Source organism: Brevibacillus sp. HB1.4B (genome assembly GCF_013284285.1).
Classification (GTDB): domain Bacteria; phylum Bacillota; class Bacilli; order Brevibacillales; family Brevibacillaceae; genus Brevibacillus; species Brevibacillus porteri.
Map to the genome: position 1 here is coordinate 190756 of NZ_JABSUT010000001.1, position 12502 is coordinate 203257.

At 47.1% G+C, this 12502-nt stretch carries 12 protein-coding genes and 1 other annotated feature; of the genes, 6 read left to right on the forward strand and 6 right to left on the reverse strand.

Annotation, left to right across the window (positions count from 1 at the left end):
* The first annotated feature begins 11 nt into the window (after positions 1-11).
* A complete protein-coding gene (locus tag HP398_RS01025; RefSeq protein WP_173621589.1) occupies positions 12-1142 on the forward strand; it encodes an HAD family hydrolase in 1131 nt (376 codons plus the stop codon).
* Between the two features lie 40 nt (positions 1143-1182).
* Here the strand turns inward: HP398_RS01025 and HP398_RS01030 are convergent, their stop codons facing one another.
* The 6 genes from HP398_RS01030 to HP398_RS01055 all read right to left on the reverse strand — a co-directional run bounded on the left by HP398_RS01030 (position 1183) and on the right by HP398_RS01055 (position 7512).
* Positions 1183-1458, reverse strand: coding sequence for a hypothetical protein (locus HP398_RS01030; RefSeq protein WP_069844673.1), 276 nt, complete (start codon positions 1456-1458; stop codon positions 1183-1185).
* Between the two features lie 12 nt (positions 1459-1470).
* Entirely contained in the window at positions 1471-2754 is a 1284-nt protein-coding gene (locus tag HP398_RS01035) for an ArsB/NhaD family transporter (protein ID WP_017248074.1), read from the reverse strand.
* Between the two features lie 117 nt (positions 2755-2871).
* Complete coding sequence (gene serA, locus HP398_RS01040) at positions 2872-4455, reverse strand: phosphoglycerate dehydrogenase (protein WP_173621590.1); 1584 nt, start codon at positions 4453-4455, stop codon at positions 2872-2874.
* Positions 4448-5602, reverse strand: coding sequence for a pyridoxal-phosphate-dependent aminotransferase family protein (locus tag HP398_RS01045; protein ID WP_017248076.1), 1155 nt, complete (start codon positions 5600-5602; stop codon positions 4448-4450). Before HP398_RS01045 ends, serA begins: the two co-directional genes overlap by 8 nt.
* A 70-nt stretch (positions 5603-5672) precedes the next feature.
* Positions 5673-5921, reverse strand: a binding site (T-box leader).
* Positions 5922-6290: 369 nt separating this feature from the next.
* Positions 6291-6497: a ferredoxin gene (locus tag HP398_RS01050; protein WP_007724004.1), complete on the reverse strand. Its 207-nt coding sequence runs from the start codon at positions 6495-6497 to the stop codon at positions 6291-6293.
* Between the two features lie 103 nt (positions 6498-6600).
* Entirely contained in the window at positions 6601-7512 is a 912-nt protein-coding gene (locus HP398_RS01055; protein ID WP_017248077.1) for a hypothetical protein, read from the reverse strand.
* A gap of 80 nt (positions 7513-7592) precedes the next feature.
* On the opposite strand from HP398_RS01055, the gene HP398_RS01060 reads away from it, so the two are divergent.
* The 5 genes from HP398_RS01060 to HP398_RS01080 are packed head-to-tail and all read left to right on the forward strand — an operon-like array spanning position 7593 to position 12450.
* Positions 7593-8708, forward strand: coding sequence for a YpbB family protein (locus tag HP398_RS01060; RefSeq protein ID WP_017248078.1), 1116 nt, complete (start codon positions 7593-7595; stop codon positions 8706-8708).
* The gene (locus tag HP398_RS01065; RefSeq protein WP_173621591.1) at positions 8705-10216 is read left to right on the forward strand and encodes a RecQ family ATP-dependent DNA helicase; all 1512 of its coding nucleotides are present in this window, start codon (positions 8705-8707) and stop codon (positions 10214-10216) included. The genes HP398_RS01060 and HP398_RS01065 overlap by 4 nt, the downstream gene beginning before the upstream one ends.
* Before the next feature lie 16 nt (positions 10217-10232).
* Positions 10233-10811, forward strand: a complete 579-nt coding sequence (locus HP398_RS01070) for a CPBP family intramembrane glutamic endopeptidase (protein WP_173621592.1) — start codon at positions 10233-10235, stop codon at positions 10809-10811.
* Positions 10808-11485: a LysM peptidoglycan-binding domain-containing protein gene (locus HP398_RS31105; RefSeq protein ID WP_173621593.1), complete on the forward strand. Its 678-nt coding sequence runs from the start codon at positions 10808-10810 to the stop codon at positions 11483-11485. Before HP398_RS01070 ends, HP398_RS31105 begins: the two co-directional genes overlap by 4 nt.
* A gap of 50 nt (positions 11486-11535) precedes the next feature.
* On the forward strand, positions 11536-12450 hold the full coding sequence (locus HP398_RS01080; RefSeq protein WP_173621594.1) for an NAD(P)/FAD-dependent oxidoreductase: 915 nt from the start codon (positions 11536-11538) through the stop codon (positions 12448-12450).
* The last annotated feature ends 52 nt before the right edge of the window (positions 12451-12502 follow it).

Sequence of the window (12502 nt, forward strand, 5' to 3'; positions counted from 1 at the left end):
TGTAGAGAGAAATGATCAAAACGATCTTATTTGATGTTGATGGGGTTATGTTGAGTGAAGAGCGTTACTTTGATGCTTCTGCATTGACAGTGTGGGAATTTTTGTACAGTCCGCAGTATGTGGGGCTTGCAGGGGAGGAATTCACACCAGCTCCAGAAGAAGCGCAAATCAGACGAGTTCGCGAGCAAGTTTTCGCTCATGATGAAGTGCTGAATTTCATCAAGTCACGTGGAATCAACTCCAACTGGGACATGGTTTTCCTCGCGTTTTCCTATCAGTTGATTCGTATAATTGAAGCGGTTAAAACGCAAGTGCCAGAAGCAACGAGCCTTCTCAGCGAACAAATTGATCGACCGCAACTAGCAAAAGTGAAAGAGTGGGCAGCCACCTATGCTCCTGATTTCCAAGTAGACTACGCAGCGTTCACCGCTGATTTTGCCAAAGGTTCCGCACAAAAAGCAGAAATGCTGCTCTACTTGAATCAAATTGCAAAAGAGCGTTGCGGTGTTTCAACAGATATGTTCTCTCGCAATAGTGATCTATGGCAGTTGATTCAAAAGACGTTTCAAGAATGGTATCTCGGTGATGAGCGTGTGGCGGCATCAATTGGCCGTGAAACCATGCAGCCGGGCAAGAAGGGCTTCTTGTCAGACGAGATTCCGATTGTACCGCCTGCAGAAATGGTCGAGTTGTTCCGCACGTTAAAAGAAAAAGGATACACACTGGGGATTGGAACAGGGCGTCCTACCATCGAGACGCATGTTCCCCTCAGTGAGATGAACATACTGGAATGGTTCGACCCGAACCGCGTCGTAACTGCCTCTCACGTACTCGATGCGGAAGAAGCATTTCCTAGCTTTGCACCGATGTCCAAGCCACACCCTTATTCCTATGTAAAAGGGTTGCTCGGACTCGATGCACCTATTAGCGATGCTGTCCATTTTTCATTGCCAATCGAAAATGGAGAAGAGGTATTGATCGTCGGCGATTCACTCGCAGATTTTCTAGCGGCTCGCTCCATCGGTTGCAAGTTTGCAGCGACATTGACTGGATTGTCTGGTCAAGACGCGCGCAGCAAGTTTGAAGAGGAAAAAGCAGATTTTATTCTGGATGATGTTCGCGATATCCTGTCCATTCTGTAGATAAAAAAACTCCGCCGTTTCTACATACGGCGGAGTTTTTTTATTCCCAACAAATCGATTGCAAGCATTTGAAGCGAAAGGCGTCAATCAAAAAGGATTCAATCATGTCCGTCCTAACGATTACTTCAAAAGAACCGTCTTCACGAGAAAAAAACATGACATCCGTATAGTCTTTGTTCCCTTCAAAATAACGGCGAACTTCTTTCACACGCTCTCGCATTGATTCGGTTTTGACGATGATCTGAAAAGAAGCGCCCTGCTCAGAAACAACTTCCTTTATCTCGATTTCCTTTTCTTCATAGGTGTAATGGAACAAATGGATTCCTCCTCACCAAATAAAATAACGCAGGTAAACGTAGAGATGAGCAATCATGATAGAGATAATCATCAACGGGAAGGCGACCTTCATAAAGCTGAAAAAGCCGATATGATAGCCTTCCTTTGAGGCCAAGCCAGCTACAATCACGTTGGCACTCGCTCCAATCAAGGTACCGTTTCCTCCTAAACACGCCCCGAGTGCAAGGCTCCACCAAAGAGGCTCCAGGTTGGTGATCCCGAGGGCTCCCATTTCCTTGATCATCGGAATCATGGTGGCGACGAATGGGATATTGTCAACAAAGGCAGAGGCGATCGCACTCAACCAGAGGATCAACAGGGAGGTGTTCAATGGATCTCCACCCGTCAGATTCATTGCTTCCGTTGCGAGCTTTTTGATCACGCCTGTTTCCACTAAACCAGAGACGAGAACAAACAGACCGATGAAGAAGAAAATCGTATTCCACTCGACTTTGCTGATCGCGTCTTCTAAATAATGCTCTCCGGTAAGGAGGAGCAAAAGAAAAGCTCCAGTTAAAGCGATGGTTGCCGACTCCAAGTGAAGGGCCCCATGGAGCATGAAACCAATAATGGTCAATCCCATCACCGTCAAAGACTTTTTCAATAAACGGCTGTCGGTAATTTCATCGCGCTCATTTAACTGCATGATTTTTGCACTCAACTCAGGTGACGTTACTAACTGCTTGCGGTAAATCAAGACCAAGCAAACAACGGTTACAGCCATAATCACGATGATAATTGGGCTCAAATTCACAAGAAACTTCATAAAATCAAGCTCTGGTACAGAGCTTCCAATCATGATATTCGGTGGGTCACCGATCAATGTAGCTGTTCCTCCGGCATTAGAAGCGATAATTTCACTGATTAAAAAAGGTATCGGATTAAGCTCGAGCTGGCGGGCGATGCTAAACGTCACAGGTACGATGAGAAGTACAGTGGTAACGTTGTCCAAAAAGGCGGAGGCAACGGCCGTGATCAAGCTCAGGTAGACGAGGATGCGAATCGGTTTGCCCTTTGCGACCTTTGCCGCACGGATGGCCACATACTTGAAAACGCCGGTTTGCGCCGTAATGGCAACCAAGATCATCATCCCAATAAGTAGGCCGAGCGTGTTAAAGTCGATATGGTGAATTGCTTGTTCCTGTGTAACGATCCCGAACAAGACCATGAGAATTCCGCCCGACATGGCGACGATGGTTCGATGTAACTTTTCGCTAATAATAAATGCATAGGTAACTAAAAAGATAGCAATAGCGAATAATGCCTGGTTCGTCATAAGAAGCTCCTTCCTAGGTGTGTAGAATTATCTTGTCCCATTATAGCTCTAACCAAAATAAGGGTAAAGAAAAAGACCCGGCAAATGGCCAGGTCTTTTTCATCGGAAAAGGAGAACCTACAGCTCGATTTGTGTAACGCTTTTCACTTCCGCCAGCTCGCCCATCGTATCGAGAAGCTCTGGCGTCAATGGTTTGTCGACAGAGAGCATCATGATCGCGTCTCCACCGATATCACGGCGTCCTACCTGCATCGTTGCAATGTTCACGCTGTTTTCACCCAAGATAGAGCCGACACGTCCGATCACGCCTGGACGGTCATTATGGTGAATGTAGAGGAGGTAGCCCTCAGGCGCTACGTCAATCGCAAAGTCGTCAATTTTTACAATACGCGCACCGTAACCATTGAGTCGTGTTCCAGATACTGTGCGTGTCTCTTGCGTTGTTTTTAAGCTAACGGTCAGTAAGTTCGTAAAGCCTTTGTTTTGTGCTGCCTTTTGCTCCGTTACGGTGATGTCACGCACTTTTGCCAGAATCGGGGCGTTCACATAGTTGACTTCCTCGCCCAAACGGAAAGACAGCACGCCTTTGAGGACTGTCCGAGTCAAAGGAGACGTGTCTACATCCGTCAACTCACCGCTATATTTAATCGAAATCTCCGAAATGGAACCTACCGTCACTTGGGCAAGGAAATGTCCCAGCTTTTCACCCAACGTAAAGTATGGTTGAACTTTTTCCATCACGTGCGCAGGGATCGAAGGCAAATTCACTGCGTTTTTGAATGGCTCGTCACGAAGAACCTTCAGGATTTCTTCCGATACGTCTACGGCCACGTTTTCCTGCGCTTCAATAGTCGAAGCTCCTAGATGTGGAGTCGTTACTACTTGTGGCAGACCAACGAGAGGGTTGTCTACAGGTGGTTCTTCTTCGAAAACGTCCAGAGCTGCCCCCGCGACTTTTCCAGTGGTAATCGCCTCGTAGAGAGCCTTCTCGTCAATGATTCCCCCGCGAGCGCAGTTGATCAAGCGAACGCCATCTTTCATTTTCGCAAATTCACGCGTGCTGATGATATGGCGGGTTTCTTTTGTCAGCGGAGTATGGACGGTAATGAAATCAGCTTTGCGGCAAATTTCATCAACAGTCGCGTTGGTTACGCCCATCTTTTGTGCACGTTCCTCGGTCATGAAAGGATCGAAGCCCATAACAGTCATGCCAAATGCTTTTGCACGCTTCGCAACCTCTGAACCGATACGGCCCATCCCGATGACTCCGAGTACTTTGTTGTTCAACTCAACCCCTTGGAAGCTTTTGCGATCCCATGTACCGTCTACCAGCTTCTTGTGAGCTTGAGGGATGTTACGAGCGACAGCCATCAGCATGGCAAACGAATGCTCGGCAGTAGAGATGGTGTTACCGTCTGGAGCGTTGATGACTGGAATACCCGCTTGGGTGGCAGCGTTGATATCGATGTTATCGACCCCAACACCAGCACGACCGACTGCCTTCAGCTTTTTGCCGGCAGCGAGTACTTCTGCTGTTACTTGGGTTTGGCTGCGTACGAGGAGTGCATCGTAGTCGCCAATCACATCGATTAGTTCGGCAGGGGAGAGGTTTGTTTGACGAACAACTTCTACATCAGAAGCGTCCAAGAGCTGTTGAATTCCAAATTCGCTTAGTGGGTCGGTAATGAGTACTTTATACATGTGCAATGAGCACCTCCTGAGCAGCTTTTACACCAGCACCCAGCTCTACTGGGGCACCGATTTGGTGAAGCGACAATTCGATGGCAGAAATGACTTGCAGGACATCCAATGGCTCGCAATAACCCATGTGCCCGATACGGAAGATCTTGCCTTTCAGGTGCTGCTGTCCGCCAGCAATCGTGATGTTAAATTGCTGCGTTAACATTTTGCGGAGAGCTTCTGCATGAAAGACACCAGAAGGATCGCAAGAAGTTACGGTCGTCGATGCATACTGATCTTCCGCCATGAGTTTGATGTTTAATGCTTTCATCGCTGCGCGAGTCATGTCTCTCATCAGTTCATGGCGCTTTACGATAGCTGGCAAGCCTTCTTCCTCCAACATATCCAATACCTCGGCGAGACCGAAGATGAGGGATACAGCAGGCGTATACGGTGTTGTTTGCTCTGCCAAGCTCTTGCGGTATGCTTTCAGGTCCAAATAGAAGGCGAGCGATTTGTTTTGCTCAATCACTTGCCATGCGCGTTCACTCGCAGCGAGGAAGGCAAGGCCTGTTGGCAGCATGAAAGCTTTTTGCGAGCCGGTTACCACGATATCGACACCCCAAGCGTCCATCTCGCATGGAACCGCACCGAGGTTGCTTACCGCATCCACAATGAAGAGGGCGTCCGAATGTGTGCGGATTGCTTTCGCCAAATCAGCGATCGGATTTTCTACCCCAGTGGATGTTTCACAGTAGGTGGCAAATACGGCTTTTACTTGCGGCTTTTTTTGCAGGAATGTTTCAACCAGCTCAGGTGTTACGGCGTTTCCCCAAGGCACTTCTAACCGATGGGCGACTATACCGTAACGCTCGCAAATTTTTGCAAAGCGCTCACCAAATGCACCGCTGATGAGGACAGCAGCTTCATCGCCTGGTTGGAGCGTGTTTACGACGCTCATCTCCAGCGCGCTCGTTCCGCTACCTGCCAAGATGTATACGTCCTGTTTGGTGCCAAAGTAAGGCTTTAGTCTTTCAGCAGTACGGGCGAAGAGAGCGGAAAATTTGCCGCTGCGGTGTCCAATCATCGGTTGGCTCATCGCTGTTTGAACACGTGGTGGAATGGGGGTAGGACCAGGGATTCTCAAGATCATTTTGTCTGCAAACATGGTTTTCTCCTCCTATATATGTGCATATCAAAAAAACCTCCCGTTCTCACACTGCTCCTATTACAGAACAGTGAGGGACGAGAGGCTTTGCTTCGCGGTGCCACCCTCATTCGCTCTTTTTTTCTCAAAAAAGAGCCTTGGTAGGTACATGACCTAAAAGAGATAACGGATCTACCGTTTGCGTCTACTGGGATGGTGAACCCTCTTTTCAACGCAGCAGCTCAGAAGTGCTTAACCGTGGGAGAAATCGCCGATTCGCAGCAACCATCGGCTCTCTGGGGATTTCTCGATCACAGCGTTTCTTCGTCAACGCCGTTGTTTTATAAGGTGTTTCGTAAGATTTGTACTTACGATATCACGTCAAAATAACACCGTCAAGAAGAAAAACAAGAAAAAATGAACATTATTTATTTTAAATCGCTTATCGTTCGTGAATAACGCTCAATTATATGCTAGAAACAGCGGTAAAATGACCAAAACACGAACATTAAGATATTGACATCACAAAAAATGGAAAAAACGCACTTTAATGTTCGGTTTTTGCTGTTGCTTTTATCATACCGAAAAATCACAAAAGAAAGAACGGAAAGTTGTCGATCATTCGTTCAGTGGAGGAGAGGAGGGCATAATGAAAAACCTCTTACATACCGGAGTACGTAAGAGGTCTCTTCCATTAGTAGATGGAATACTATTCCACTTTAATAGAGTCGGTCGGGCATCCTTCAGCAGCATCACGAACATCGTCATGCAGGATATCCGGGATTTCAACGCTGTTAGCATTGTCATCCAACTTGTTGAACGCAAGGCCCTCATCGTCGTAATCAAAGACGTCAGGAGCCGTGGCGCCACAAGCACCGCAAGCAATACAAGTATCTTTATCTACCCATGTAGTCATCGTGGTTTCACCTCCCATACCGAAGTGGTACGTCCACTATCATAGACCATTGTATGCTCTTGGTGACAAGATTTCAAGATTGAATCAGTCTAAAAATGTACGACTACTTATAAAGAGGGATTTCAGGTGCCCTCAGCACGGAGTAGAGCTGTGTGTTCAAGCGTTTAAAATCTCCCGCAGATACTGCATCTGTCGCGTTCAAAATCTTTACGGCAGCGGCTAAATCCTTGATTCCTAGTGCTTGAACTTCATTAGACGCGATGAGCAAATCAAGTCTTGCAGTCAGGTCCTCAGGACTATAGCTGCTCCATTGATTGCTTGCCGACATGGCCACAGCTGCGAGATAGGTGCGGTAGTGAAACGGATACTGCTTCCACTGCGCGGTGTTAACGGCTCCAGGTACTTGTTTCGGCATGGCTTGCTTGACCACATAAGCCGATTCCCAAGACGCGATGGAGTGATAGACCATTTCCTGTGCGGTTAGCCAATTATTTTGGAAAAGCGTCAGGCTAGCTCCAATAGAAGCAGGCGTAGCATTATTTTGATCGGAACGAATCTGCTCCATACTATCCAAATACGCCCGTACACTGTTCGTAAAAGTGGCGTGAGCTTGTCTCAGCATGGGTGACGTTGGCAAGGGAACACTTTTCTCCAGCTCTTTCCTTGTCTGGTCAGCTAAATTGCTGAGCTGCTTCAAGCCATCCGTCCGTTCACTTTCGTTCATTTGATTCCATTTATCCATCGTATCAAAATGTGCTTGCTTCAGATCAAGCAGCGGTGCATAAACGGCATAGTAAAATCGAATAAAGTCCTGTTCATTGTACAGCTTTTGCTCACGCAGCAGTTTTTCTTTTTCGGCTTCCTTTTTCTCTGCTTCGAGTACGGCGGCTTGTTCCGACTCCAATTGTGTCTTCATATAATGGGCCCCGAAAAAAAATCCACCAACTGTGCATGCAAGTGTTATGATGATCATGTACGCCATCATAAATTCAGTTCTTTTCAATCGTTTTGTCATACTATCCTCCAAATCCAATGATGCAGTTTACTTCGCTTACTTTGAGCTTTGAAAAATATAGAATGATGTAAGGAGTACCAATGAACAGTCGGAACAGTGCGGCAGAGGAGCAGGACCTTTTATGTGCGGTCGCCTTGAATGCCATGTTACCTCTGGCCAATGAACGAACGCTGCAATCAGCCTACTACATACTGCGTGGCAGAAAAGCCAATCAGACACTGCAAGATGTGCATTTGTATACCCTTTATCCGTATTATCGGATGTTTTCTCGTTTTCCAAGAGAGGATTGGGAGAAAATAGTTTCAACTTTATTTCAGGCGGGCTGGATTTTACCGGTTGATGCAGGTGGAACGAATTCGAAGCCGACATTTACCTTTTCTGATACAGGATTGCAGCATGCCAAACATACGTACCAAAAATATCGGTTTGATGTATGGTTCGCACCTTTTACCCAGTCCGATTTGGCGGAGCGAATCGAACCATTTTGGAGTAGGCTTCATCTAATGGTGCAGACGATCTCGCAAATGCATCATGGTGATCTCGGTTTCATTCCGGTCGTTTCGGACAAGACGGCGCAGCGTTGGGTAAAAAACCAATTGGCTGATGGGGCAATGCGAACTGCTTGGAAGCAGCAATTGTCTGACGAGCTATATCGATTGTGGGAGCCCTTGGATGAAGGTGTTCAGGAGCTTTTATTTTGTCAACTGTCAGGAGTAGGACAAGTCGGCAAGACCTTGGGACAGGTAGCAGAGATTCGCCAAACGAGTCGTAGCTATCTCATGCTGCAGTTTCGATACGGACTTGCCGCGTCGATTCAGACGCTGCTTGCAGAGAGCAATCATTATCCTCTTTTATCAAAACTTGTTACAGAATCGCACAAGCTTGATCCACGTCTAACCGAAAGTGCTGCTCGAACGTATGCCCTTCTTCAGACTGGCAGTGACAAAAAAGAAATAGCGAAGAAACGACAAATGAAAGAAAGTACGATAGAAGATCATTTGGTAGAGATTGCCTTACGCTGTCCGGAATGGGATATGACAACGTATTTACCGAATGAGTTGGCAAAAGAGATCGTGGAGACGAGTGAGCGACTCGATACAAGCAGACTCCGGCTCATCAAGGATCAATTGGAAGCAACAGTGACGTATTTGCAAATCCGATTGGCACTGGCACGAGCGACAAGGGGGGCAAAATGAACAAACAGCTCATGCACGACAGATTAAAGCTGCATTTTGGATACGACTCATTCCGTCCCGGTCAGGAGTCCATTATTGAACGTGTATTGTCTGGACGAAGCGTTCTCGGGTTATTAGCAACAGGTGGCGGGAAATCAGTGACGTATCAGCTTCCAGCAATGCTTTTGCCGGGTCTGACCGTCGTGGTTTCCCCGTTAATCTCCTTGATGGTTGATCAGGTGCAACAGCTTCGAGCACGAAAAAAAATTCCAGCTACCTATTTGAACAGCATGCAAGATCCGACAGAGTCCCGCGAAATTTTAAAAGGGCTCGCAGAAGGCGCGTTCAAGCTGTTATATATTTCTCCAGAAAAGCTTCAACAGACCTATGTCCAACAAGTGTTAAAGCGGACGAGGGTGTCTTTGATCGCCATTGATGAAGCGCATTGCATCTCGCAATGGGGACATGACTTTCGCACAGATTACTTGCGATTGCCACAAGTTGTGAAACAATTGGGAGCACCTCCTGTTCTGGCTGTGACGGCTACCGCTACGGCGACTGTTCGTGAAGAAATTTGCAGCTTGTTTTCCATTGAAAAAGAAGACGTCGTGTTGCAATCCCTTAATCGGGCGAATATCGCCTATGATCTGGTTGAAGTTGCGGAGGAAATTGACAGGCGTTCGTATGTAATTGATCAGATGGATCGTTTGCAGGGCCCTGGGATCGTTTACTGCAGCACGCGACAAGCGGTAGATGTATTGGCAGCCTCTTATCAACTCGATGGGAAAAAACGCGTTCACGGTTACCACGGGGGGATGAACAGCATGGAGAGAATGCTGATCCAATCCCAATTTCTCGCGGGCGAGTTGGATGTTATTATTGCAACTAATGCGTTTGGTATGGGGATCGACAAACCAGATATTCGCTACGTCATCCATTACCAAATGCCAGCCAGTTTGGAGGCATACGCACAAGAAATCGGGCGGATCGGCCGTGACGGCAAGCCTGGGTATGCGCTGCTTTTATTTTCGTGGGACGATTGGCAGATTCATCAACACATGCTGGAGAAGGAGTACCCGACACAAGGGCAAGTTCAAAAATACGAGCAGTTGTGCAATACTGGAGTACCCTTGACGAACGAGGCATTGGCGATGGTGGACATATCCGAAGAAATGGGTGCACTTCTTGCCTTTTATACGGAAAGAGTGCTGGCCTCCTACGAAGCTGCCGCTGCGGGTGAATCGTATCCGAAGGCTCAAATCATTTGGCAGGAAACGGAAAAAAGAAGAAGCTTTAAGCAAAAAAAGCTGGCAGAAATGGTGTCTTACGTAAGAGGAGAAAACTGTTTGCGTGCGAGCATCAATACGTATTTCAAAGAAAATGATCATCAATTTGATCTATATTGCTGTAAGAAATGTGGCCTAACTACGGATGCGTATTTCCAAACGAATGACCATACAATCGCAAAGAATGAACAAATCAAATGGAATTTGCGGCAGGCGTTAGACACTCTTTTGCCGAACAAATAAAGGAGAGAAACATCGAGTGAGGGAAGATCGGCTAGAGGTGGATGAAGCCACGCTTCGGCTGAATCTATGGTTGACACAAGGAATCGTGATGGGAGTGGCTGCTGCCGGTAGCTTATTGGTGTTGGGCTGGGATGCTACTCTGTCCTTGTTTACTTTGCCAGGCTGGAACGCCGTACTGTGGGCCGTGTTTGTAGCCGGAGGTATTATCACCGCGAGTATGGCGATGGATCGTTACTTGCCTAAGCGATGGCAAGATGATGGCAGTATCAATGAGAAAGTTTTTGGGGCCATGTTACCATCCACTACGATTCTCGTCTGTATGGTAGTAGGAGTGGGAGAGGAATGGCTATTCCGGGGAGTCATTCAATCTCTTACCGGGAATTTTTGGAGCAGTCTTATTTTTACACTGATCCACGTACGTTATTTGAAAAAGCCGCTCATGATCATAAGTGTATTTGGTACAAGCTGGATCTTGGGACTCTTGTTTTCCCACTTTCAGTCCCTTTGGCCCTCGATTGTGGCTCATATCCTTATTGACGTCATGTTAGCATTTTATTTACAAAATACGATCAAGAAAAAGGGGGAGGAAGAGTGAATCTCGAGCATAATCCATTACCACCCCGACGCTCCCGTCATACTCGCCCTAAAGCGTCGTTCTCGTTTAAAAAGTGGATTCAACCGGGATTATACTTGTTTGGACTCGTCTTTTTCGGGTTGATTGGTCTTGAGTTGTACAGGGCCAATGTCCCACACGAGTCAGCAGCTTCTGGTAGTGTTGAAGTGAAAGATGTTAGTAAAGCGAGTACCACTTCGCAAGGAAGCAAGGCAGGGGAAAAGGAGCCTGTATCTGTCGTTCTAGATGCTACGCCTGATCCCAGTGCAAGCGTGACCACCCCACCTGCCAAGGTGAAAACGATCAAATCAAAATCAATTGAGCCTGCAGTGAAGGCGACCACAAGCGTACAGACACCTGCTGTAAGCCCAGTCCCAGCTCAAACTTCGACTGGTACACCTGTAAACAAGGCAAACCAGATCGCGAGTACTTCTACTAGCAAAGTAGCTATACCGGGAAAACAAGCTTCAACACCGCCTACAACAAAATCGAAGGTCGTCAAGCATGTGGTGAAGAAGGGTGAAACGTTGTTTATGCTGTCACGAAAGTACTATGGAAATAATTCGAACGTAGGACGAATCGCAAAATATAACAGACTTCATTCAGAAGCAGGGCTCGTTGAAGGAAAAATTGTCTGGGTTCCCCTCGTTCAGTAATGAGATCGTGCTCCACTGGCAATGCTATCGGGAAAAGGATAAGCAGGTGGATGCAAGTGGAGTATGATACCGTCATTGTCGGCGGCGGGATTGCGGGGCTTCAAACCGCAATCCAACTAGCAAGATGCCTTCGACGCGTTGCAGTCATTGACATGCCGGGTGGTCGATCAACAGTCGCCAAAGCCTACCGAAACATTCTCGGATTTTCGGAGGGGGTTAGTGGCGATTTTTTGCGTCAAGCGGGCAGGGAGCAAGCGCAAAAATACGGCGCAATCTTGATAACAGATGAGGTAACAAAGCTTGCTACTGATTCAAGCGGCTTATTTACGATAGGTACGAAAAGTGGCATACATACGCTTACTTCGCGAACGCTGGTATTGGCATCTGGCATTCGCGATCCGTTTCCAACGATCCCTGGCTTCTCCGATTGTGTAGGAATATCAATTTTCTTGTGTCCCGACTGTGACGGCTATGAAACCGTTGAGAAAGACACGGCAATCATTGGAGCGGGCCCACACGCTGTTTCGATGGCCGATGAACTTATTTATTATACAAACAAGTTAACCGTGATTAACCATGCAAAAGTGCAGGTGGATACGCAGGCTGTCTCTGGACTAAGTCAGCGAGGGATTATGTATCGGGAGGAAAAAGTATGTGCCCTTCATCATACGTCGGGGCAATTGCAAGAAATCGAGCTCTCTTCAGGTGAACGCTTATTTGCAGAAAGAGCGTTTCTTGCCTTTCCTGGTGCTCATGCTTTAACAGAGCTTTTGCGTGGTTTTTCCGTGCAAATTCATGAAAAAGGCCACATTCATACGAATCCGCGAACAAAAGAAACCGATCATCCCAACCTATGGGCTGTCGGCGATATCAATCAGCATTCTCAGCAAGTGTCGATTGCCATGGGGGATGGAACACAGGCGGCCATTTGGATTCAAAAGCGGCTACGTGAATATGAGAAGTAGAAAAACGCCTGATTCTGGGCGTTTTTTCATGTACAAACCTTTATGAATGAGA

Excerpts from the sequence above, each read along its gene's own strand:
- HP398_RS01025 (WP_173621589.1), top strand. The coding sequence starts at position 12 with ATGATCAAAACGATCTTATTTGATGTTGATGGGGTTATGTTGAGTGAA.
- HP398_RS01035 (WP_017248074.1), bottom strand. The coding sequence starts at position 2,754 with ATGACGAACCAGGCATTATTCGCTATTGCTATCTTTTTAGTTACCTAT.
- serA (WP_173621590.1), bottom strand. The coding sequence starts at position 4,455 with ATGTATAAAGTACTCATTACCGACCCACTAAGCGAATTTGGAATTCAA.
- HP398_RS01045 (WP_017248076.1), bottom strand. The coding sequence starts at position 5,602 with ATGTTTGCAGACAAAATGATCTTGAGAATCCCTGGTCCTACCCCCATT.
- HP398_RS01050 (WP_007724004.1), bottom strand. The coding sequence starts at position 6,497 with ATGACTACATGGGTAGATAAAGATACTTGTATTGCTTGCGGTGCTTGT.
- HP398_RS01055 (WP_017248077.1), bottom strand. The coding sequence starts at position 7,512 with ATGACAAAACGATTGAAAAGAACTGAATTTATGATGGCGTACATGATC.
- HP398_RS01060 (WP_017248078.1), top strand. The coding sequence starts at position 7,593 with ATGAACAGTCGGAACAGTGCGGCAGAGGAGCAGGACCTTTTATGTGCG.
- HP398_RS01065 (WP_173621591.1), top strand. The coding sequence starts at position 8,705 with ATGAACAAACAGCTCATGCACGACAGATTAAAGCTGCATTTTGGATAC.
- HP398_RS01080 (WP_173621594.1), top strand. The coding sequence starts at position 11,536 with ATGCAAGTGGAGTATGATACCGTCATTGTCGGCGGCGGGATTGCGGGG.